The sequence below is a fragment of the Rugamonas rivuli genome, from assembly GCF_009380165.1.
In the GTDB taxonomy this organism is placed as follows: domain Bacteria; phylum Pseudomonadota; class Gammaproteobacteria; order Burkholderiales; family Burkholderiaceae_D; genus Rugamonas; species Rugamonas rivuli.
Window position 1 is genome coordinate 14,828 of record NZ_WHUF01000011.1, and the last position, 21,282, is coordinate 36,109.

Below are 21,282 nucleotides of genomic sequence, written 5' to 3' on the forward strand. Positions count from 1 at the left end.
TCCACGCGGCTATTTTAATGGCTTATTTGAGAAAAATACAACTATTTATGATAACTTTACATCTGCCGCCATCGCATTGATGGCATCGATGGCATCCACGGGCAGCACGGCTTGCAGGTCGGCGATATTGATCGGTTTGACCAGGTGGGTCGCGAAGCCGGCCTCCCTGCTGCGCGACTTGTCGTGCTCCTGGCCGTAGCCGGACAGCGCCACCAGCTTCAGCGCCGCGCCGCCGGGCAACTGGCGCAGATGGCAGGCCAGTTCGAAGCCGTCCATGCCGGGCAGGCCGATGTCGAGGATGGCCACCTGCGGCATGGCCCCGGCCGCGCCGGCGGCGGTCACGGCGGTGATGGCCTGCACCGGATCGTAGGCCACGGTGGCGTGGTAGCCCAGCGCGCCCAGCAGCTCGCCCAGGGAATCGGCGGCGTCCTGGTTGTCGTCCACCACCAGCACGCGGACGCCGGCGGCGACGGCCGGCGGCGGCGCGGCCGGGGCGGCCGCCTCGGCCTCGGCCACCAGCGAGTCCGGCAGCGTGATGGTGAAGGTGCTGCCGCGCCCTTCCCCGGCGCTGTAGGCGCTGACCTCGCCGCCATGCATCTGCACCAGGTTGCGCACCAGCGCCAGCCCGATGCCCAGCCCGCCCTTGGCGCGGTCCAGCTGGCGGTTGCCCTGCACGAACAGGTCGAAGATGTGGGGCAGCAGCGCCGGCGCAATGCCCGAGCCGTCGTCCGTCACCTGGATCTGGATGGTCTGCTGCCGGATCCGCGTGCACAGCGTGATGTGGCCGCCGGCCGGCGTGTAGCGCGCCGCGTTGCTCAGCAGGTTGGACACCACCTGCGCCAGCCGCGCCGGATCGCCGTGCCAGCGCACGCCGGGCACATCGACCAGCAAGCGGTGGCGCTTTTGCTCCAGCAGCGGGCTGGCCATTTCGATCGCCCGGTTCAGCACCTCGGCCAGCTGCACGGTTTCCTTGCGCAGCTCGACCTTGCCGCTGGCGATGCGCGAGACGTCGAGCAAGTCGTCGACCAGCCGCACCAGATGCTCGACCTGGCGCTCGATCACGGCCTGCTCCGGCGCGGTGTCGGCGCCGCGCAGCTTCATCAGCTTGAGCGCGGTGACGATGGGCGCCAGCGGATTGCGCAGCTCGTGCCCCAGCATGGCCAGGAACTCATCCTTGATGCGCGACGACAGGTTGAGGTCGACGTTCAGGCGCTCGCTTTCGGCCATCGCCTCGGCCAGCGCGCGGTCGCTCTCCAGCCGGCTCAGCGTGGCGCACACGGCGGCCGTGATCTGTTCCAGGAACTGGCGGTAGGCATGGTCCATCGGCAGGCGCGGCGACACCTGGAACACCAGCGTCAGCTCTTCGCACAATTGCAGCTCGGCGCCGCGGATGACCACCGTTCCCGCGGGGGCGGCATCGGCCTGGGCGCCGCGCCGCAGCACCACGCCGGCCAGGTCGCCCGGATTGCCGGCCACGCAGCGGGCCATGCTGTCGAGCACCTGCGCCTCGTCGCGGCAGTTGAGCAGGCTGCGCGCCAGCAAGTCCAGCGCATGGCGGCGCCGTTCGGCCAGCACCTGGGTGGTGGTCTCGGTGCACACCACCAGCACGCCGGCCACGCGGTCGGCCTCGTCGAACACCGGGGTGTAGGTGTAGCTCCAGTAGACGTCCTCGATGCGGCCGTTGCGTTCGATCGGCACCAGGTTGTCGGCATACCAGCGCGGCTCGCCGCCGTTGCGCACGCTCTCGATCTGCGGACCGATGACGGACCAGATCTCCGGCCAGCATTCGCGCCCCGCCTGCCCAAGCGCGGCCGGATGCTTGCCCTGGCCGAAGCTGGGCACATAGGCGTCGTTGTAGATCTGCACCAGCTGCTCGCCCCACCACAGGAACATCGGATGGACCGAGTGCATGACCAGGCCCACCGCCGTGCGCAGCGACGCCGGCCAAGTGGAGATCGCTCCCAGCGGTGTGTGCTCCCACGCGTGGCGCTGCACCAGGTCGCGCATCGGTGTGCCGGCGCCGATAAAGCGCCAGCCGGCATCGTACGCGACAGGGGACAAGGCAGAGGAAGATTGCACCGGCATAGGTATTCCGAATCCAGAAAGCCCAAGTGTAGCAACTGTACTGTACGGAGGCGCACAATAGCGCAACGCCGGTGCGCGCGCGCCGGCAAACAGCGGCTATACGCTTGACATTCTCGCCACATCTGGCAAATTGTAGCCATAGTTCAAGAAAGGGTTTCGCCATGCAAGCGGGTCGCGTCGGTTCTGTCATGGCGTTTATTGTCGCGTCCGTATTACCGGCGCCAGCCGCTGCCTGCCAGATGAAAATGGCTTTGGAGCAATGGCCGCCCTACGTCTACACCCAGCCCAACGGCCCGCCGTCCGGGCTGGACCTGGAGCTGGTGCAAGCCATCTTCAAGGAAGCCGGCTGCACGCTGCAACTCTTGCCCGAGCTGCCGACCGCGCGCCGCCAGCGCCAGTTCGAGCTGGGCGAGCTGGACCTGCTGCTGGCCGCCTCCGACACCGCCGAGCGGCGCAAGCTCGCGCGCTTCAGCCTGGCCTACCGCCATGAATCGGTCGGCGTCTTCACCCGCAGCGCCAACCTGGCGCACTACCAGGACGTGCGCAACCTGGAGATCTTGCTCAAGAAAAAGCTGTCGCTGCTGGCGCCCAAGGTCGGCTGGTATGGGCCGGCCTACGCCCGCGTGCAGCCGGAGCTGCTGGCGGCCGGCCACCTGAGCACCTTCCTCACCTTCCAGCAGGGTCTGCGCATGCTGGAAGCCGGCCGCGCCGAGCTGATCCTCGGCGACACCGTCGCCCTGCGCCACGAAGCCAAGGAACAAGGCGTCGCCATCGCGCCGCTGCCGTTCATGGTGCTGCGGGCGCCGGTGCACCTGATGCTCAACAAGAACAGCACCACGCAAGCCCAGCTCGACCTGCTGAACGGCGCCATCCAGCGCCTGGAAAAGCAAGGCGTGCTGGCGGAAATCCGCAGCCGCTACGGCGACTCCTGACCGCTGCCGCGCTCAATGCATGCGCGGCAGCCACATGCCCACCGTGGCGACCGCGACACCCACGCCCATGGCGACCGTCAGCCCGGCCAGCAAGGCCGCCATGCCGTATTGCGCCGCCGCGCCGCGCGTGCGGCAGCGCAGATACAGCTCCAGCACGGCCAGCGGCAGCAGGCACTGGGCGAAGGCCAGAAAACTCAGGAACGGTCCGCGAAACGTTTCGGGATCGAAGCCGGACGGCCCGCCATGCACGGCGATCCAGAACATCAGGCCGACGCGGAAGAACCAGACGCCGCTCACCGCCAGGAACAGCCGCAGCGCCCAGCGGCGATGCGCAGCGAAATCGCCCGCCCGCGCGCGCTGCACGGCCATGCCGGCGAACAGCAGGATCAGCAAGCCGTTCAGCGTGGTGCCGAGGTGCTGGGTCAGGTCGCCCACCGTGCCGCGCCACCACAGCATGTACATGCCGCTCAGGCTGGCGATCACGGCGCCGGCCACGTAGACGCGGCCGTTCCAGCGGTGCAGGCGCGGCGCGCGGGCGCGCAGCTGCGGCAGCAGTTGCAGCGCGCCGCCGAGCATGATGGCCACCGCCAGCAGCAGGTGCGCGGCTATCGCGGCATTGCCCGCCGTGTCGCCCGGCACATGGCCGTGCGTCATGACCGCGTTCCAGCCCGCCATGTCTCCGCGCAGCGCCGCGCCGCCGTACAGCACGACGGCATAGGCCGCGAACATCAGCTGGCCGGCAACGGTGACGGCAAACCAGAACTGCACGGCGCGGGCCAAGGTCCCGGCCGCCCAGCGTTGCATGGATATCGGCGGCAGCAACGCCGCGCCGCTGTAGTTGTCTGATGCCATGGCCACCTCCCTTGTAATTGAATGGCTGCCACCATAGCCCGCCGCCGCGCCGGCGCAGCGCCGCCACCGCCCGCCATGCGACCAGCGACGGTTTTTAGGGCTTGAACGGCGGCGGCGAAGCGGTTATTGTGGCCGCATGCCGCCCGCCACCTCCCGCCCCCACACCGCCGACACGGCCTTGCCGACCAGGCAGCAGGCGCTCAAGGTGGCTGTCTTCACGCTGCTGTTGTCGTGGCCGCTGCACCGGCTCAGCGGCACGCCCTACCATGCGGTGTTCGGCCGCATCGGCTTCATCGGCATGGCGCTGCTGCTGGCGTATGCGGCGGCCGGCCGGTTCAAGCCGCACTGGCTGGGCATCGCTCCCGCCCGCCTGATGGCGGTGGTGCTGACCGCGCCCGTCGCCGCGCTGATCACGGTGCTGGTGACGCAAGGCGCAAACTTCAGCGCCTACCTGGGCGAGCGGCAAACGCTGCTCGGCCAGATCATGATGGTGTTCCTGTCGATCTTTTTCGGTGTGCTGTTTTCGCTGGTGGCGATGCGCAACGAACGCAAGCAGCGCGAGCGCGCCGACCGTCTGCAAACCCAGCTGGAGAAAGACGCGCTGGAACGCGAACTGCTGGACGCCCGCCTGCGCCTGCTGCAAAAGCAGATCGAGCCGCACTTCCTGTTCAACACGCTGGCCAATGTCGAGGCGCTGGTGGCGGCGGGATCGGCCAACGCCGGGCCGGTGCTGCGGCAGCTGATCGCCTACCTGCGCGCGGCGATGCCGCGGCTGGGCGACGCCGACGCCACGCTAGCGACGGAGCTGCAACTGGTGCGCACCTATCTGCAGCTGATGCATCTGCGCATGCCCGACCGGCTGCAATACTCCGTCGCCGATTTCCCTGCGGCGGAGACGCTGCGCTTTCCCGCCATGGCGCTGCTGACATTGGTCGAAAACGCCGTCCGCCACGGCATCGATCCCAGCATGGACGGCGGCAGCATCGAGGTCGGCGGCAGCCGCGACCCGGACAGCGGCCGCGTCACGCTGTGGGTCGCCGACACCGGCATCGGCATGGCGGAAACGGCGCAGCCGGGCACCGGGCTGTCCAACCTGCGCACGCGCCTGCAAGGCTGCTACGGCGCCGGCGCACGGCTCGACCTGCACGAAGCCACGCCGCGCGGCGTGCGCGTCGAACTACACTTTGATCCCGGAGCTAAGCCATGAAGCAAGTGACGGCGCTGATCGCCGACGACGAACCGCTGCTGCGCGAACGCCTGCGCAGCCACCTGGCCGCATTGTGGCCGGACCTGGCGCTGACCGACGACGCGCGCAACGGCCAGGAAGCGCTGGAGCTGTTCGAGCAGTGCCGCCCCGACATCGTCTTCCTCGACATCCACATGCCCGGCCTGAACGGCATCGAAGTGGCGCGCGCACTGGCCCGCCGCGCGCAGCTGGTGTTCGTCACCGCCTACGAGCACTACGCGGTGGAAGCGTTCGGGCAAGGCGCGATCGACTACCTGGTCAAGCCTATCGATGCAACGCGGCTGGCCGACACGGTGCAGCGCCTGCAACGCCAGGTAGCCCTGCCGCTGCCAACCAGCCACGCGCTGGACGCGGTGCTCGACCAGCTGGCCGGCCGCTTGCAGCAACGAGCGCAACCGCGCCAGTGGCTGCAATGGATACGGGCTTCGGTCGGCAACAGCGTGCGCCTGATCCCGGTCGAGCAGGTACGCTATCTGCGCGCCGAAGAAAAGTACACGCAAGTCGTGTGGGAGGAAGGCGAAGCGCTGATACGCAAGACCATCCGCGAACTGGCCGAGCAGCTGGACCCCGAACGCTTCGTACAGACGCACCGCTCCGTCATCGTCAACCTGAGCTGCGTCAGCACGGTGGTGCGCGGCGTCAACGAGACGGCCGAGCTGCGCCTGCGCGACGGCGATGAAGTGCTGCCGGTCAGCCGCAGCTACCTGCATCACTTCCGCCAGATGTGAACTTCAATAGTGGTAGGTCAGCATGGTGCTCAGGCTGGCGCGGGTGCGCTGGCCCACCAGCGGACTGGCGGCCGCCTGCCCGCCCAGCCGGCTCACGCGCAGCCAGGTGTTCAGGTAGTACTTGTTCGACACCTGCCACTCCCACGACGGCTGCAGATACACACTCAGCATCCCCGCACGCGGCGCATACAAACGGTGCGACTCGATGCCGGCCTGCTCCCGCGTGACGCCGAAGTACGCTTGCAGATAACGCTGGTTGGCCACCACCATGCCCGCGCCCAGCGCCAGCGTATGGTGGGCCGCCACCGGCGTCGACGCCTCGCCCCACAGCTGGGCCCGCAGCCCCAGGCCGCCGTCGTTGCTGCTGGCCATGCCCTGCGCGCCCAGCTGGATGTTGTGCGCGTAGCGGTAGGAGGTGAACAGGCCGGCCTCGGTGGCCAGGCCGCCGCGCTGGCCCGGCGTATCGCTGCGCACCTCCCTGGAGCTGAAGCGCAGCAGCGGGCCATAGGCCAGCGAAGGATCGTCCGACAGATGCCAGCCCAGTCCCAGTCCATCCTCGCTGTTCAGGTCGAGGAAGGCGCCGCTGCTCCACTGCACCGACAGCGTCGGCAACAGCGTGATTTCGCGGCCGCTGTCCTTCACGTGGACCAGGTCGAGCGCCGCCAGGCCAAAGTACATGTCCTCGGTATCTTCCGGCATCATCATGCGGGTAGGCCCGGCCTGCACCGCGCCGCACATCAGCAGCGCCAGCGGCGCCCAGATTTTCTTCATCAGATATGTCCCAGTTCCAGGCCGCGCAGCACCGCGCGCACCCGGTCGCGCACGCCCAGCTTGGCCAGGATGCTCGACACGTGGTTCTTGATCGTGCCCTCGCTCGGTCCCAGCGCGGTGGCGATCTCGCCGTTGTTGAAGCCGGCGGCCATCAGCGCCAGCACTTCGGTTTCGCGCGCGGTCAGGCGCTCGCCGTCCTCGCGCAGCAGCGGCGCGCTGGCGCTGCTCTCGTAGGCGCTGCGGGTGCGCTCGGTCAGCGCCGGCCGGAACACGGTGGCGCCGGCCGCCACGGCGCGGATGCCGTCGGCCAGCCGCTCCAGCGAAATGTCCTTGAGCAGGAAACCCTTGGCGCCGGCGCGCATGCCGTCGAGCAGCGCCTCGTCGTCGTCGAAAGTGGTCAGCAGGATGGTCGGCGGCAGCAGCGCGGCCGACTGCTGCAACAGCGCGATGCCCGACAGCTGCGGCATGCGGATATCGAGCAGCAGCACGTCCGGCCGGGCCGCCGCCACCACCGCCAGCGCGCCGGCGCCATCGGCCGCCTCGGCCACCACGCGGATGTCGGGCGTCAGCGCCAGCAGGCCGCTGATGCCGCTGCGTACCAGCATCTGGTCGTCCACCAGCACCACGCGGATAGGCACAGCGACATGCGCCGTCATGCCGCCCCCACGCCGGCCGGCAGCACGATCTCCATGCCGAAGCCGCGCTGCGGCCGGTTGCCCGCCTTCAGCTCGCCGCCCAGCAGCGCCAGCCGCTCTCGCATGCCGCGCAAGCCGTTGCCCTCCTGATCGGTGCTGCTGCCGCAGCCGTCGTCCTCGATGCGCAGCGTGACCGACGCGCCATCGGCCGCGCGCGCCAGCACGATGTGCAGCTGGCCGGCCGCCGCGTGCCGCACGGCGTTGCTGATCGCTTCCTGCGCGCAGCAAAACAGCGTATGGGCCACGGCCGGCGAAGCGATCTCCAGTCCCGGCTCGAAGCTGAGCGCGATGCGCGGCTGCGGTATGCCGGCGCACAGCGCGGCCAGCGCCTCGCGCAGGTCGATGTGCTGGTCGCGCCGCTCGCTGCCGACCACCACGCGCACCTCGGCCAGCAAGCCCTGCGCCAGCGAACGCGCCGTGGCCAGCGCCGGCGGCGCGGCGGCGCCGGACTGGCGCAGCGACAGGTCCAGGTGCAGATTGAGCGCGGTCAGGTGGTGGCCGACGATATCGTGCAGGTCGCGCGCGATGCGCAGGCGCTCGGCCGAACGCACGGTGTCGGTCAGCAGCAGTTGGGTGGCGCGCAGCTCGCCGTTGGCGGCGGCCAGCTCGATGCGGCCGCGCCGCTCCACCGCCGCCATGTAGCCGATGCCGTAGGCGATGCACTGCCACAGCGCCATCGTGCCCAGGTCCAGCATCACGGTCTTGACCCAGCCGTCGCTGCGGGTCGATTCATTTCCCGGCAGGGGCAGCAAGGTCAGCAGCGCCAACAGCAGCAGCTGCAAGCCCAGCCAGCGCAGGCCGCTGCGCAGCGCCAGCACCAGGCCCAGCTCGGCGGCCAGCAGATACAGCAGCCCATGCGGATAGCTGAGCGCGATCAGCAGCTGCGCCAGCAGCATCGCATCGCCGCGCCAGCCCAGCCGCCGCGTCGCGCCGCTGGTGCGCAGCCAGAACAGCAGCGCGAACAGCAGCATCAGCGCCGCGTAGGCGATCATGAACAGCTGGATGGTGAGCTCGTCGCGGTCGGTGCCGGCGCGGATAGCCGACGGCGCCGGCGTGAACCAGCTGGCGCACCACAGCGCCGCGCGCCCCAGCGGCATCTCCTCGCTGATGCCCTTCATCATGAAGTGGCTGCCGTCCAGCGCACCGCCGATCAGGCAGCCCAGCAGGCCGATAACGCCGATAAGATTTTGCTTCAAACGGTGCAGCATGAGGTTCCTGGCGGGAGCATGAGTCGGGCCATGATACGCGAGCCCCCAGGCCAAGGACAGTGCCGGAAGTCATGTGGCATTTCCCCCACGCCCATGCCGCGCAGACGAGCGCAAGGCCGCGCTTTGACCTAGAATCGGCAGTCCCTGAACCCGCCGCCGCCATCGATGAAAACACTGCCGCTATGGCTTGCCGCCCTGCTGCCGCTGACGGCCGCCGCCGGCGACGTCCGCGAAGACCCCAAGGTGATCATCAGCGCCGAGCGCGATTCCGAATGGAACAGCTACCGCCACGCCTACAAGGCCGCCGCCTTCTTCGCCCACTACACCCGCAGCCGGCCGCTGATCCAGGCGCACATGCAGATCCGTCCGCTCGAAGCCAACGCCCCGCTCGACGGCCTGAGCCTGCATCTGGTCGGCGAGAAAACCGATATCACGATCCCGGTCGACGCCATCGGCCGCGCCGAACTGCCCATGCTCAAGCAGGCCTACCAGGACGACGCCGTGCTGCGCCTGAACCGGCAAAAGGGCAACTACTACTTCAGCGGCCGCTACTCGATCCGCGAGCACGCCGACGGCGTGTACGACATGGCCGAACTGCGCGCCGCCTGCGAACAGCTGATCAGCGCGCAGCGCGAATCGGGCTACCGCATGCGCCTGATCGGCAAGCAATGCCAGGGCATCAAATTCGTCTACCCGGCCGGCGCCACGCCGGAGGTGCGCACCCAGACCGGCGGCCCCAGCGGCCTGCTGCCGCTGGTCGACGCCCATCCGTTCGAAGGCAACTCGATGGGCATCTACAGGGTGGCGCTGTACCGCTTCGCCGACTGGCCGCAGCAGGGCAAGATCCAGACCGTCAGCGCGCCGCTGGCCATCGGCACGCTGTACGACTAGCTTTACTCGAAGGTCTTGAAGAAGTCGCGCGCCGCCACGTTGCAGCCGGCGAAGGCCATGTAGCCGTGGTAGTTCTCCTGGCTGGTCGGGTCGCCGTTGGCGGCGATCACCCGCCGCCTGGCTTCGGCAAACACCGACTTGGCGCTGGCGTAGGGATCGTTGGCAAGCGCCGGCGTATCGACATCGAGCACCGTCACCAGCTTGGGCGCGACGCCGTGGGCGTTGAAGTAGGCCTGGGTCAGCGTGGCGTTATTGAACGGCACCTCGTCATCGCCATGGCCGCCGCACATCAGCACCGGCACGGTCGGCACCCAGGTGCGCAAATCGTTCTTGAACCAGGCGGCGCGCATCGGATGCGCGGGCTTGCAATCGAGCGGGGCGCCGGCCGCCGTCACCGGGCACGGGTGGTTGATGATGTCGTTGAACAGCGCCGAGATGTAGTCCGACTTCAGCAGGCTCTGTTCCGGCGTGCCGAAGTTGGCTTGCTCGGCCGCCGGCAGGCTGGCGTAGCCCGGCATGTCGCGCGCCAGCAGATGGGGCGGCAGCTTGCCGCTGCCGACCAGGCTGTTGATCGGCAACAGGGTCGGCGCCAGCGTCTCCATCGACGCCGCATAGCCGGCCTGGTACAGCTCGGTCGGCGCGGCATACAGATTGGCGTAGGCCTTCTGCCAGGCGGTGAACTGCAGTACCAGGTCGAGCATGGACTCGGTGTTGACCTGGCCCAGGCCGCGCAGCACCTCCGGCGAGCCCAGCGTGGTTTCATAGCTGACGCTCTCGGCGTAGTTGCCGCTCAGCGGCGCCGACGCCGTCACGCTGATGCCGGCCGCCTGCATGGCGCGGTGGGTGGCCATCGTCACATAACCGCCTTCGGAATAGCCGGTGAGGAACAGCTTGCCATTCTCGACGACCGGATGCGGCAGCCTGGCGAAGGCCTTGCGGGCGGCGGTCAGCGCATCGATCATGTCCTTGGCGTGCTGGTCGGCGATGTGGTGCGGATGGTAGCTCAGCGTGGAGGTATCGTAGCCGGCGTAGTTGGGCGCGACCACGATGTAGCCGTGGGCCGCGTACAGCGCGGCCACGGCGGCGCTGGTGCCGGCGAACGGTGCGCCCGGCGTCAGGTCGCCCACGCGCACATTGCGCTGCGTCGAGCTGCCGTGGCCGTACATCAGCAGCGGACGCTTGCCGCTGCAGGCCGGGTCGCTGCCGCTCGGCACCATCAGCGAACCGGACGCGGTGGTGGTCTCGCCGGCCGCGCCGACGGTGCTGTATTCGAACTGGTGGAAATCGACGCTGCACTTGGGCTGGCCGGCCACCGCCAGCACCTGGTTGCCGAAATCGCCCAGGCGGCCCAATGCCTGCACCAGGCCGGCGGGATCGAGCGCGCGCGTCAGCAACGGCGGGTTGAACAGCAAGGCGCCGCGCGCGCCGGAGGTGTCGGTCTCGCCGACGGGCGCGGTGGGCGTCACTGGCGGCGTCGGCGGCGGTGTGACGGCAACGGCGCTGCTGCCGCTACCGCCGCCGCAGCCGCTCAGCGCGGCGAAAAATGTGGCAATGCAGAGCGTGCTGATAGTCTTGTCCATGGAGTCTCCTGAATGAGGCGGTTCGCAGTTGAACCAGCCTGCATTCTGGAGAAACCCTCAAGGACGCACATGTGCCGGAAGGTAGACGGTCAGGAGCGGCGCTGACGGCGGCGTGCCGCCAGGCCGACCAGGGCCAGGCCCGCGCCCATCATGGCGTAGGTGGCAGGCTCGGGCACCACGTTGCCCATGGCCTGGAATTCCGACACGGCGAAGTGGTTGTCGCCCGCGCCGGCGGCGCCGGAGATCATGAAGGCGGTGGCCACCACGGGTGCGCCGAGTATGGTGCTGCCGTTGTCCTGGCCCCACGAGCGGTTCGGCGACATCACCGCCAGGTCGTGCCAGACGTTGGCGAGGTCGCGGTACTGGATGCGGTAGTCGTTGTCGTTGTCGGCCTGGATGGCGAGCTGGTTGACCGATGCGGCCTGGTTGAGGGTGATGGTGATGGAGTCGGCGCCGTAGTCGCCGGTCCAGAACACCGTGCCGAGGTTCCACTGGGTGTTGATCGGCAGGTAGAGGCCATCCGTGACCGTCGATGGATCGGCCGGTGCCCCCGGCCCCCAGCTGCCGCCATCCCAGAAGCCCGAACCGGTGAGGGAAACGCCGCCGCCCAGGGCCACATTGGTATCGGCCATGGCGGTGCCGGTGCAGGCCAGGCAGGCCAATGCAATCGCGAGTGATTTCATATCTTCTCCTTAAGCAATATAATATTGATAAGATAAAAAATCAGGATAGCATCAGTTCGCTTGAGCGCAAGGACGAGCGTCTCGCGTGCGCGACAGTGGATGGCTCAAGGAGTTTGCCGGGCGGCCTCTTTGATTTTTAATGTAATGAATAGCTACTTCCAGGCCTGGAGCGTTTCACTCATCGACTATATGTCGTTACAAGGTACTAGCGAACCGAACAATCCCTTGATGGCAAGTTTGAGCTCCGATTTGTCGTTTTTGTCTAACGATTTACATCCATCGGCAATTCTATACTGCACTTCTGCGTGATGAATCCCCTCTGATGGTTCATGCACTACGTTGAAACCATGTCCACGCCGAGTGCTAAATGCTCGAATAGGTCCTACGGTACCTTCAAGATAACCCACATAAGTCATAGCTGGCTTTGTAGGCCTCTTTTGGGTCTGCCACTCGCGTCCCAGCGCGTGAACCTCATCTGGCGACTTCGCATATTTCTCCCAACAGACGGACTCACCACTCCCTCCCGGGAAAGCAAACGCATTCTCCCAAAGCACCTGCTTCACATCGTCATACTTATGTGGCCGGTCAATCAATCGCGCTACCTTGTCAGCGTCAGGTATATGCTCGACTTCTAGAGGTTGCGCATCAGCCAAGGAAGCGTTCCTTCAGAATTTTGGAATGAATTCCAATATTTCCTTGGGCAGGCGAATGCCATCGAATGGCAAGTCATCAAAATATTCAGCCTGATCCGTTGCCGCGCCAGTCACCATATGCATCTTCCAATTATCTACAACCAGCGCGATGACAGGATGCTCGCCCTCCCACACCGCCATCAACCCACCCTCCCCATCAGGAGCAATCTTAGGTAGTCGCATACTATTGCGAAGCGCTTTAATTAGCGCTACGGAAGCATCTGCAGTTTCTGAGGTAAGGCGGTAAGCATCACTGGTTTCGGAGGCAAAACGACGTATTGATGTGATAAGCATGTCTCGTGTCTTTTCCCGCTCTACCACTGCTGCGGACAAGAATTCCCCAGGATGTACTGCAACATCCAAAAAGACAGGTGGCGCACCGGTATTTACATTATTACCGCCTCGGATTACTTGTTTAACTCGGACATCCTTAGTTGTAGGCACTGCCGCCGATTTAGCAGGAGCAGGCAAAGGTAAAGATACCGCAGGCGATACGTCCCAACCGGATGTATTGCTTTCACCTATACTCTGGGGAGCGAAAAATGTCGCGGAGGATCGGTAATAACTCATGTTGTTCTCTTCCATATTTCGCGCTGCACGGTCGGAGAAGTAATATCTACAAACCCATGCGTGATCCAGTGGTGAGCGGTGTCAAACCACTTTCGACGGGATTCGTCACTCGCGTCCGAAGCCATCCCTCTGGCGGTCATATCCAGACGGACGAGCCTAGTATCATCTAAGGGCGAATTCATCGACTGCGCAGTAACATGCAAGCGCCCTGCTCCTTCTGGCAACAAGTATGAGCTCGAAAAATTGAAATTCTCCGGTTGGGGCAAAAATCGTGTTCTCGACTGCCGAGTGTGATCGACAAGAATGGACGTTTCCTCTTGTTGATCCAATCCGTATTCTTTGTTTATATGATTTACGTATGTCATTTCAAACTGACGGAAGATCAGGCTCACGCCGCCTATATCACGCATAAAATCCATAAAGGACTGGAGTCGTCTCTCGAACTCGGTGATGACCACCTGATAGCTTGGATAATTTTTTGTGCCAAGCGTATGCTTCCAGTTGAACAGGAAACGATCAGCTTGGATTTGAATGAGGTTACTACCATCACGATTGAGTAGCCAAGCCCGGCGAGCTGGGGGAAGCGTTGCCCAAGACTCAAACTCAGCAACCGACTGGCTAGGTTCCTCCACTATAGCTGATAGAGGAGGAGCCTCCTCAACTGTAGGAAATTCGGAACGAATGCGATCCCAAAAAGCACCTATATGGACAGCCTGAACTACGCTGCTAGCGAACATAACGCCACACACCACTTCGACAACTGGAGGGTTGTCGCACTTAACCGGCTCTAGCATATAGGTCCTCTAAAGTATCATCTAGGTCGCCGCTAGGGTATCTCGCAAGACACGCAATAACAGCTGACTGTTGACCACGACAAGGATGTTGAAAATATACTACCATGCAGAATTCCCAATGGAAACATATTTTTACACCCGTGCATCACCGTTTTGCGAACACACATCTACGTAATCATCTCTCGAAGTGGCGTAACACGGCGCGCAACTCCTCAATTCCTCTGCAACACATTCTCTTCGAGAAGAGACAATCATGCAGTAAGGTAGTTCAGCGACGTTCAGTAGCCATGCAATAGCCCTCCGAGTACACCTATAGATACCAAACTGCACCCGTGATTTGCGCGCTATTAGCATCTGACTCAGCCCCCCATACCAGCCTTACATTGTAGCTGCAACATTGATTTCAAGATTTCAAAAACCGCGAACCAATGATTTATACTGTTTATACGATATACCAATATTCTCACTAAAATCCTGCAATGCGGACACCTCCATGAAAACAGGCTTGAGCAATTCTAGGCAAATCGGCTTTCGCAGAATCTTATCCTCAGCTATAGCGCTCATGATGACAGCGGAGTCCATTCACTTTCGTGCAGAAAATCCGCTTCTCACTGGCACTCCATCAAAGCTAGTCTAACTGAGAAAGGAAAGTAACAAATGTAGATCCTGTGCGGTGGCCTCGTTAAAAATCAAGAAAACAGCATTTTTTGCAAGACTCATACCCTTCTGATTTAGACATCATCTCAGTTAAACTTGCTGAAATCCGGCTTGCGCTTTTCGAAGAAGGCGGTGAAGGCTTCCTTGGCTTCCGGGGCGGCCAGCATGGCGCCGAAGAAGGTGTTTTCGGCGGCGATGGCTTCCGTCACCGGGCCTTTGCGGGCGGCCTTCATCAGCTGCTTGGTGGCGCGGATCGAGCTGGCCGGCAAGGCGACCAGCTTGGCGGCCTGGCCCTCGGCAAACGCGCGCAGTTCGGCCACCGGCACGATCTTCGATACCAGACCCATCTCCAACGCTTCCTGCGCCAGGAAGGCTTCGCCCAGCATCAGCTTCTCGGCCGCACGCGGGTAGCCGGCGATCTGCGTCAGCAGCAGGCTCGATGCGAACTCGGGGCACAGGCCCAGCTGCACGAACGGCATCGAGAACTTGGCGTTGTCGGCCGCGTAGACCAGGTCGCAATGCATCAGCAGCGTGGTGCCGATGCCTACCGCAGCACCAGCCACGGCAGCCACCACCGGCTTGGTCGAACCGCTCAGCGCCATCATGAACTTGTACACCGAACGCTCTTCGATGCCCGAGCCGTCGGCAGGACGCGCGGTCTTCATGAAGTCTTCCAGGTCGTTACCGGCGGTGAAGATCTCCGGCTTGCCGACGATCAGGATGGCGCGCACGGCGGCGTCCTGCTCCGCTTCGTTGATGGCGTCGGCCATGCTCTGGTACATCGCCGAGGTGATCGCGTTCTTGCGCTCAGGGCGGTTGAATTCCAGCGTCAGCACGCCGTTGGTCTTGCTGCTCAAAATATCCATGTGATCTCCAAATGATTAAAGGGCGCCGTGGTTGAACCGCAGCGCCCTTCTTTATGATTCCGTGCTTAGCTTACACGCGTTCGATGATACCAGCAGCGCCCATGCCTGCACCGACGCACATCGTCACCATGCCGTATTTCAGGTTGTTGCGGCGCAGTGCGTGCACCACGGTCGCAGCGCGGATCGCGCCGGTCGCGCCCAGCGGGTGGCCCAGGGCGATCGCGCCGCCCATTGGGTTGACCTTGGCTGGATCCAGACCCAGATCGCCGATCACGGCCAGTGCCTGTGCCGCGAACGCTTCGTTCAGCTCGATCCAGTCCAGTTGATCCTGGGTGATGCCGGCAGCTTTGCACGCATCAGGAATCGCGAACTTAGGACCGATGCCCATGATTTCCGGTGGCACGCCTTTAACGGCGAACGACGAGAACTTGGCCAGCGGGGTCAGGTTGTGCTCGCGCAGGAATTTCTCCGACACGACCAGCAGCGCGCCAGCGCCGTCGGACATCTGCGACGAGTTGGCAGCAGTGACCGAACCCTTGGCCGCAAACACCGGCTTCAGCTTGGACAGCGATTCCACGGTCGAATCGGCGCGCGCGCCTTCGTCGGTATCGACGGTGCGGGTCTTGATCTTGATTTCGCCGGAAGCCAGGTCAGGCGTGCGGGTGATGATCTCGACCGGGGTGGTCTCGTCCTTGAAGAAACCGGCCTGCTGCGCGGCGATGGCGCGGCGGTGCGATTCAACAGCGAACGCGTCCTGCGCTTCGCGCGAGATTTTCCATTGGGTCGCCACTTTTTCAGCGGTCAGGCCCATGCCGTATGCCATGCCGACGTTTTCGTCGGTGAACATGTTCAGGTTCATCGATGGGTGGTGGCCCATCATCGGCACCATCGACATCGATTCGACGCCGCCGGCGATCATCGCATCGGCTTCGCCAACGCGGATGCGGTCGGCAGCCATGGCCAGCGCGGTGATGCCCGACGCGCAGTAGCGGTTGATGGTGACGCCGCCGATGGTCTTAGGCAGGCCGGCCAGCAGCACCGATTGACGGGCGATGTTGAAGCCCTGTTCCGCTTCCGGGAACGAGCAGCCGATGATGGCGTCGGTGATCAGCGCCGGGTCCAGGCCAGGCGCTTGCGCCAGGGCCGATTGCAGCACGCGCACCAGCAGGTCGTCCGGGCGGGTTTTGTTGAACATGCCGCGCGGCGCCTTGCCGATCGGGGTGCGGGTGGCAGAGACGATGTATGCGTCTTGAATTTGTTTGCTCATTTTGTTCTTTCGAAAATTTTTGATCGAAGACTATGCGGAACTAGGAAGCCCGCTTCTCGGATAAATACCAATCCACTTGAACCTGTGCGGCCAGCGTGCCGGCGGAGTCGAAGATGTCGACTTCCACCGGGAACGCCACCTTGCCCTGCTCTTTCAGCTCGGCCTTCAGCGCGGCCAGATCGCCAGGGACGCGGCCTTCGGCGCGCGTGGCGCCCTTGGCTACTTTCTGGTACTGGATGCGCGATTCCTTGGCGACCGGGCGCAAGCCCAGGATCAGCTCCGCGAAGCCGCCAGCCATGGCCGCGCCGGAGGCCGTTTCGGCCAGCGTGAACAAGGCCCCGGCGTGCTGCGTGCCCAGGTGGTTATTGAGCTTCGGGTCTTCCGGCATCGACACTTTCGAAGTGCCGCTGCCGATCTCGTCGATCCTGATCCCCAGCAAGCGCACGAAGGGCAAGGTATCCATCATCTGTTGCTTGATACGGTCATACACCATGCTAGGCCTCACGCGCAGTAGAACTTTAAAAACCAGTTTCAGGATCGACATGGCCGATTAGTTGCGGACAGGCTTACCGGTCTGCATCATGCCCATGATGCGTTCCTGGGTCTTCGGATGGTTCAGCAGTTCCAGGAAAGCTTTACGCTCCATGTCCAGGAACCACTGCTCGTTCACGAACGAACCCTGGTCGATATCGCCGCCCGACACGATCTCGGCGATCATCTCGCCCAGCTTGAAATCGTGCGCGGAGATGAAGCCGCCGTCGCGCATGTTGACCAGCTGTGCCTTGATGGTGCCGTAGCCGTAGCGGCCGGTCACTTGCACAGGAGTCTTCAGCGGTGGACGATAGCCCTTGTCGAACATGGCGCGCGCTTCAACCTTGGCGACGTGCAGCAGTTCGTAAGGGTTGAACACGATCACGTCGTCTTCCTTCAGGTAACCCATGGCCTGCGCTTCCAGTGCCGACTTCGACACGTTGGCGGTAGCGGCATTGGTGAAACCGGTTTTCAGGAATTGCAGAATGTCGTTGCCCTTGGCTTCCTTGAACGCGCGCACTGCCGCTTCTTTCAAGCCGCCGCCCGCAGGGATCAGGCCGACGCCCACTTCCACCAGGCCGATGTACGATTCGATCGAGGCCACGCGCTTCGAAGCGTGCAGCGCCATTTCGCAGCCGCCGCCCAGCGCCAGGCCAGCAACAGCAGCCACCACCGGCACGTTCGAATATTTCATCGCCATGAAGGTGTCTTGCAGTTCGCGGATGATAGGGTCGACCGCTTTCGCGCCGCCCTGCATGAACGCAGGCAGTGCCGATTGCAGGTCGGCGCCGGCCGAGAACGCGCCGCCGTCGGCTGCGTCCGCGCTCCAGATCACCAGGCCCTTGAAGTTCTTCTCGGCTTCGGCCAGTGCTTTGCGGAAGCCGGCGATCACGCCTGGGCTGATCACGTGCATCTTGGTTTTCAGCGAGATCACCAGGACGTCGTCGCCCGAGTGCCACAGGCGGACGTCGTCGTCTTCGTGCACGGTGGTGCCGGCGGTGCGGCCATCGATGGCGCCCGAACCCAGTACCGGTGCGCGGAATGCCTGACGGTCGTAGACGGCCAGCGACGAGCGCGGCACGAACGATTTCGAGACTGCGGACCACGAACCTTCAGCGGTGTGGACGCCGCCTTTTTCAGCGACCGGACCTTCGAATACCCAGGCTGGCAGCGGTGCGTTGCACAGTGCGTGGCCGGCTTCGATGTCTTCCTTGACCCACTGGGCCACTTGCGACCAGCCTGCGGCTTGCCACGTTTCGAACGGGCCGACGTTCCAGCCGAAGCCCCAGCGCATGGCGAAGTCGATGTCGCGCGCGTTGTCGGCCACGGTGTCCAGGTGGATCGCGATGTAGTGGAAAGCGTCGCGGAAGATCGCCCACAGGAACTGGCCTTGTGGGTTGGTCGATTCGCGCAGCGCCTTCATTTTCTTGACCGGATCTTTTTCCTTCAAGATGCGGGCAACGATGTCGGCAGCCTTGCCGCCGCCGGTCACGTATTCGCCGGTGGCGAAGTCCAGGCGTTGGATTTCCTTGCCAACTTTTTTGTAGAAGCCCGCGCCGGACTTTTGGCCCAGCGCGCCTTTTTCTACCAGGCCCGCCAGCACGGCTGGAGTCTTGTAGACAGCGGCGAACGGATCGTTCGGGAGGTAGTCTTGCATGGTCTTGATCACATGACCCATGGTGTCCAGGCCGACCACGTCCGCAGTGCGGAAGGTGCCCGACTTGGCGCGGCCCAGCTTGGCGCCGGTCAGATCGTCGACCACGTCCACGGACAGGCCGAATTTCTCTGCTTCGTGCACGATCGCCAGGATGCCGAACACGCCGACGCGGTTGGCGATGAAGTTAGGCGTATCTTTGGCGCGAACCACGCCCTTGCCCAGGGTGGTGGTCAGGAAGCCTTCCAGCTGGTCGGAAATTTCCGGCTTGGTGAACTCGGTCGGGATGATTTCGACCAGGTGCATATAGCGCGGCGGGTTGAAGAAGTGCACGCCGCAGTAGCGCGATTTCAGGTCGGCGTCGAAGCCTTCGGACAGCTTGGTGATCGACAGGCCCGAGGTGTTCGAGGCGAAGATCGCGTTGGCGGCGATGTGCGGAGCGACCTTCTTGTACAGGTCGTGTTTCCAGTCCATGCGCTCGGCGATGGCTTCGATGATCAGGTCGCACTCGGCCAGCTTGGCCAGGTCGTCTTCGTAGTTGGCGACTTCGATCAGCGCGGCGTGGTCCTTGTTGCCCAGTGGTGCAGGCGACAGTTTTTTCAGGTTCTCGATGGCGCGCAGCACGATGCCGTTCTTCGGACCTTCTTTGGCAGGCAGGTCGAACAGCACCACAGGCACTTTGGCGTTGACGCAATGAGCGGCGATTTGCGCGCCCATCACGCCGGCGCCCAGCACGGCTACTTTTTTAACGATGAAATTGGTCATGTCGTTTCCTCTAGGTTCTTAGAACAGGTCGGCGTCGAGTGCCATCAGGTTGGCGGAGCCCGAACGTGCCTGGCGAATCAAGGTTGCAGTTTCTGGCTGCAGGCGAGCGAAGTAGAAGCGCGCCGTGGCCAGCTTGGCTTTGTAGAAATTGTCGCCGCTGTCTTCTTTGGCCAGGGCGATTTTCGCCATCTGTGCGAAGAAGTAGCTGTACACCATGTGGCCGACCACGCGCAGGTAAGGTACGCATGCCGCGCCGACTTCGTCCGGGTTCTGGAAGGCTTTCATGCCGATTTCCATCGTCAGCTTGGTGACTTTGTCGCCCAGGTCGCCCAGCGGGGTGACGAATTCGCTCATCGCTTCGTCGGTGCCGTTGTCTTCCACGAAGGCTTTGATCTTCTCGCCGAACTTGCGCAGCTTGGCGCCGTTGTCGCCCAGGATCTTACGGCCCAGCAGGTCCAGCGACTGGATGGTGTTGGTGCCTTCGTAGATCAGGTTGATGCGGGCGTCGCGCACGTACTGCTCCATGCCCCACTCGGAGATGTAGCCGTGGCCGCCGAACACTTGCATCGCTTCCGAAGTGGCGATCCAGGCGTTGTCGGTGATGAAGGCCTTGACGATAGGGGTCAGCAGCGCGACTTCGTCGGCGGCTTCCTTGCGCACTTCTTCGTCAGGGTGGTGCAGTTCGCGGTCGATCTGCAGCGCCACGTACGACGTAAAGGCGCGTGCGCCTTCGGCGTAGGCCTTGCCGGTCAACAGCATGCGGCGCACGTCCGGGTGAACGATGATCGGGTCGGCCGGCATTTCCGGATTCTTCACGCCCGACAGCGAGCGCATCTGGATGCGGTCCTTGGCGTAGATCAGCGCGTTCTGGTAAGCGATCTCGGTCAGGCCCAGCGACTGCATGCCCACGCCCAGGCGGGCTGCGTTCATGAACACGAACATGGCGTTCAAGCCTTTGTTCGGCTGGCCGATGATCCAGCCACGGGCACCGTCCAGATTCATCTGGCAGGTCGAGTTGCCGTGGATGCCCATTTTTTCTTCGATGGCGCCGCAGGTGATCGGGTTGCGTTCGCCGACCGAGCCGTCCGCCTTCGGCAGGAACTTAGGCACCAGGAACAGCGAAATGCCTTTCGAGCCTTCCGGTGCGTCCGGCACGCGGGCCAGCACCAGGTGCAGGATGTTTTCGGCCATGTCGTGTTCGCCGGCCGAGATGAAGATCTTGTTGCCGGTGATCAGCCACGAGCCGTCTTCCTGTGGCAGCGCTTTCGAGCGCAGCATGCCCAGGTCGGTGCCGCAGTGCGGTTCGGTCAGGCACATCGTGCCGGTCCACTCGCCGGAAACCAGTTTCGGCAGGTAGACTTCCTTCTGGTGGTCGGTGCCGTGTTCTTTCAGGCACTCGTAGGCGCCGTGCGACAGGCCAGGGTACATGGTCCAGGCCTGGTTGGCCGAGTTCAGCATTTCGTAGAACGAGTTGTTCAGCACGACCGGCAGGCCCTGGCCGCCGAATTGCGGATCGCAGGCCAGCGCAGCCCAGCCGCCGTCAACGTACTGCTTGTACGCTTCCTTGAAGCCTTTTGGAGTGGTCACGGTGTGGTTGGTCGCGTCGTGCTTGCAGCCTTCGCGGTCGCCCGAGTGGTTCAGCGGGAACAGCACTTCAGCGGTGAACTTGCCGCCTTCTTCCAGCACCTGGTTGATGATGTCGGCATCGACTTCGGAATAATCCGGCAGCGATTTCAGTTCCTCTTCCACTTTCAGGAACTCGTGCAGAACGAATTGCATATCCCGGATTGGCGCGACGTATTGACCCATGATTTT

The 21,282-nt window shown here is 63.8% G+C and carries 18 protein-coding genes; 4 read left to right on the forward strand and 14 right to left on the reverse strand.

Going from position 1 to position 21,282, the window contains the following annotated elements; translation table 11 throughout:
• Positions 1-45 precede the first annotated feature (45 nt).
• Positions 46-2,079, reverse strand: a complete 2,034-nt coding sequence (locus GEV01_RS31460) for a hybrid sensor histidine kinase/response regulator (protein ID WP_217428519.1) — start codon at positions 2,077-2,079, stop codon at positions 46-48.
• 245 nt (positions 2,080-2,324) lie between these two features.
• Between GEV01_RS31460 and GEV01_RS28355 the strand changes: the two genes are divergently transcribed.
• Positions 2,325-3,017: a substrate-binding periplasmic protein gene (locus GEV01_RS28355; RefSeq protein WP_235914617.1), complete on the forward strand. Its 693-nt coding sequence runs from the start codon at positions 2,325-2,327 to the stop codon at positions 3,015-3,017.
• A 12-nt stretch (positions 3,018-3,029) separates the two neighbouring features.
• Here the strand turns inward: GEV01_RS28355 and GEV01_RS28360 are convergent, their stop codons facing one another.
• Positions 3,030-3,869, reverse strand: a complete 840-nt coding sequence (locus GEV01_RS28360) for a DUF2306 domain-containing protein (protein ID WP_152809439.1) — start codon at positions 3,867-3,869, stop codon at positions 3,030-3,032.
• A gap of 136 nt (positions 3,870-4,005) precedes the next feature.
• Between GEV01_RS28360 and GEV01_RS28365 the strand changes: the two genes are divergently transcribed.
• Positions 4,006-5,076 carry a sensor histidine kinase gene (locus GEV01_RS28365; RefSeq protein WP_217428522.1) on the forward strand — a complete coding sequence of 357 codons (1,071 nt, stop codon included), beginning with the start codon at positions 4,006-4,008 and terminating at the stop codon, positions 5,074-5,076.
• Positions 5,073-5,843, forward strand: a complete 771-nt coding sequence (locus tag GEV01_RS28370) for a LytR/AlgR family response regulator transcription factor (protein WP_152809441.1) — start codon at positions 5,073-5,075, stop codon at positions 5,841-5,843. The genes GEV01_RS28365 and GEV01_RS28370 overlap by 4 nt, the downstream gene beginning before the upstream one ends.
• 3 nt (positions 5,844-5,846) lie before the next feature.
• On the opposite strand, the gene GEV01_RS28375 is transcribed toward GEV01_RS28370, so the two are convergent.
• Genes GEV01_RS28375 through GEV01_RS28385 form a run of 3 tightly spaced genes read right to left on the reverse strand, consistent with a single transcriptional unit; the run spans position 5,847 to position 8,505 of the window.
• Positions 5,847-6,614 (reverse strand): MipA/OmpV family protein, encoded by a 768-nt coding sequence (locus GEV01_RS28375; RefSeq protein WP_152809443.1) that lies wholly within the window; start codon positions 6,612-6,614, stop codon positions 5,847-5,849.
• Positions 6,614-7,270, reverse strand: a complete 657-nt coding sequence (locus tag GEV01_RS28380) for a response regulator (protein WP_152809445.1) — start codon at positions 7,268-7,270, stop codon at positions 6,614-6,616. The genes GEV01_RS28375 and GEV01_RS28380 overlap by 1 nt, the downstream gene beginning before the upstream one ends.
• Positions 7,267-8,505, reverse strand: a complete 1,239-nt coding sequence (locus GEV01_RS28385) for a sensor histidine kinase (protein WP_235914618.1) — start codon at positions 8,503-8,505, stop codon at positions 7,267-7,269. The genes GEV01_RS28380 and GEV01_RS28385 overlap by 4 nt, the downstream gene beginning before the upstream one ends.
• Before the next feature lie 177 nt (positions 8,506-8,682).
• Here GEV01_RS28385 and GEV01_RS28390 point away from each other — a divergent pair, with 177 nt between their 5' ends.
• Positions 8,683-9,408 carry a hypothetical protein gene (locus GEV01_RS28390; RefSeq protein ID WP_152809448.1) on the forward strand — a complete coding sequence of 242 codons (726 nt, stop codon included), beginning with the start codon at positions 8,683-8,685 and terminating at the stop codon, positions 9,406-9,408.
• 2 nt (positions 9,409-9,410) lie between these two features.
• Here GEV01_RS28390 and GEV01_RS28395 read toward each other — a convergent pair whose 3' ends face one another.
• The 9 genes from GEV01_RS28395 to GEV01_RS28435 form a co-directional block, all read right to left on the reverse strand.
• Complete coding sequence (locus GEV01_RS28395; RefSeq protein WP_152809450.1) at positions 9,411-10,988, reverse strand: alpha/beta hydrolase family protein; 1,578 nt, start codon at positions 10,986-10,988, stop codon at positions 9,411-9,413.
• An 89-nt stretch (positions 10,989-11,077) separates the two neighbouring features.
• Positions 11,078-11,671 (reverse strand): PEP-CTERM sorting domain-containing protein, encoded by a 594-nt coding sequence (locus tag GEV01_RS28400; protein WP_152809452.1) that lies wholly within the window; start codon positions 11,669-11,671, stop codon positions 11,078-11,080.
• 665 nt (positions 11,672-12,336) lie between these two features.
• A complete protein-coding gene (locus GEV01_RS28405) occupies positions 12,337-12,948 on the reverse strand; it encodes a hypothetical protein (protein ID WP_152809454.1) in 612 nt (203 codons plus the stop codon).
• Positions 12,930-13,727 carry a TIGR04255 family protein gene (locus GEV01_RS28410; RefSeq protein WP_152809455.1) on the reverse strand — a complete coding sequence of 266 codons (798 nt, stop codon included), beginning with the start codon at positions 13,725-13,727 and terminating at the stop codon, positions 12,930-12,932. Before GEV01_RS28410 ends, GEV01_RS28405 begins: the two co-directional genes overlap by 19 nt.
• Before the next feature lie 743 nt (positions 13,728-14,470).
• Complete coding sequence (locus GEV01_RS28415) at positions 14,471-15,250, reverse strand: enoyl-CoA hydratase (protein ID WP_152809457.1); 780 nt, start codon at positions 15,248-15,250, stop codon at positions 14,471-14,473.
• A gap of 70 nt (positions 15,251-15,320) precedes the next feature.
• Positions 15,321-16,517 carry an acetyl-CoA C-acyltransferase gene (locus GEV01_RS28420; protein WP_008444564.1) on the reverse strand — a complete coding sequence of 399 codons (1,197 nt, stop codon included), beginning with the start codon at positions 16,515-16,517 and terminating at the stop codon, positions 15,321-15,323.
• Between the two features lie 40 nt (positions 16,518-16,557).
• Entirely contained in the window at positions 16,558-17,010 is a 453-nt protein-coding gene (locus GEV01_RS28425) for a PaaI family thioesterase (protein WP_152809459.1), read from the reverse strand.
• A gap of 57 nt (positions 17,011-17,067) precedes the next feature.
• On the reverse strand, positions 17,068-19,467 hold the full coding sequence (locus tag GEV01_RS28430) for a 3-hydroxyacyl-CoA dehydrogenase/enoyl-CoA hydratase family protein (protein WP_152809461.1): 2,400 nt from the start codon (positions 19,465-19,467) through the stop codon (positions 17,068-17,070).
• Between the two features lie 18 nt (positions 19,468-19,485).
• Positions 19,486-21,276: an acyl-CoA dehydrogenase C-terminal domain-containing protein gene (locus tag GEV01_RS28435; protein ID WP_152809463.1), complete on the reverse strand. Its 1,791-nt coding sequence runs from the start codon at positions 21,274-21,276 to the stop codon at positions 19,486-19,488.
• Between the last annotated feature and the right edge of the window lie 6 nt (positions 21,277-21,282).

What these genes read in the sequence shown, in the direction of transcription:
- GEV01_RS28355 (WP_235914617.1), top strand. Translation starts at nt 2,325, where the DNA reads ATGAAAATGGCTTTGGAGCAATGGCCGCCCTACGTCTACACCCAGCCC.
- GEV01_RS28420 (WP_008444564.1), bottom strand. Translation starts at nt 16,517, where the DNA reads ATGAGCAAACAAATTCAAGACGCATACATCGTCTCTGCCACCCGCACC.
- GEV01_RS28370 (WP_152809441.1), top strand. Translation starts at nt 5,073, where the DNA reads ATGAAGCAAGTGACGGCGCTGATCGCCGACGACGAACCGCTGCTGCGC.
- GEV01_RS28375 (WP_152809443.1), bottom strand. Translation starts at nt 6,614, where the DNA reads ATGAAGAAAATCTGGGCGCCGCTGGCGCTGCTGATGTGCGGCGCGGTG.
- GEV01_RS28430 (WP_152809461.1), bottom strand. Translation starts at nt 19,467, where the DNA reads ATGACCAATTTCATCGTTAAAAAAGTAGCCGTGCTGGGCGCCGGCGTG.
- GEV01_RS28410 (WP_152809455.1), bottom strand. Translation starts at nt 13,727, where the DNA reads ATGCTAGAGCCGGTTAAGTGCGACAACCCTCCAGTTGTCGAAGTGGTG.
- GEV01_RS28425 (WP_152809459.1), bottom strand. Translation starts at nt 17,010, where the DNA reads ATGGTGTATGACCGTATCAAGCAACAGATGATGGATACCTTGCCCTTC.
- GEV01_RS28400 (WP_152809452.1), bottom strand. Translation starts at nt 11,671, where the DNA reads ATGAAATCACTCGCGATTGCATTGGCCTGCCTGGCCTGCACCGGCACC.
- GEV01_RS28435 (WP_152809463.1), bottom strand. Translation starts at nt 21,276, where the DNA reads ATGGGTCAATACGTCGCGCCAATCCGGGATATGCAATTCGTTCTGCAC.
- GEV01_RS28360 (WP_152809439.1), bottom strand. Translation starts at nt 3,869, where the DNA reads ATGGCATCAGACAACTACAGCGGCGCGGCGTTGCTGCCGCCGATATCC.
- GEV01_RS28365 (WP_217428522.1), top strand. Translation starts at nt 4,006, where the DNA reads ATGCCGCCCGCCACCTCCCGCCCCCACACCGCCGACACGGCCTTGCCG.
- GEV01_RS28405 (WP_152809454.1), bottom strand. Translation starts at nt 12,948, where the DNA reads ATGGAAGAGAACAACATGAGTTATTACCGATCCTCCGCGACATTTTTC.
- GEV01_RS28380 (WP_152809445.1), bottom strand. Translation starts at nt 7,270, where the DNA reads ATGACGGCGCATGTCGCTGTGCCTATCCGCGTGGTGCTGGTGGACGAC.
- GEV01_RS28415 (WP_152809457.1), bottom strand. Translation starts at nt 15,250, where the DNA reads ATGGATATTTTGAGCAGCAAGACCAACGGCGTGCTGACGCTGGAATTC.
- GEV01_RS28390 (WP_152809448.1), top strand. Translation starts at nt 8,683, where the DNA reads ATGAAAACACTGCCGCTATGGCTTGCCGCCCTGCTGCCGCTGACGGCC.
- GEV01_RS28395 (WP_152809450.1), bottom strand. Translation starts at nt 10,988, where the DNA reads ATGGACAAGACTATCAGCACGCTCTGCATTGCCACATTTTTCGCCGCG.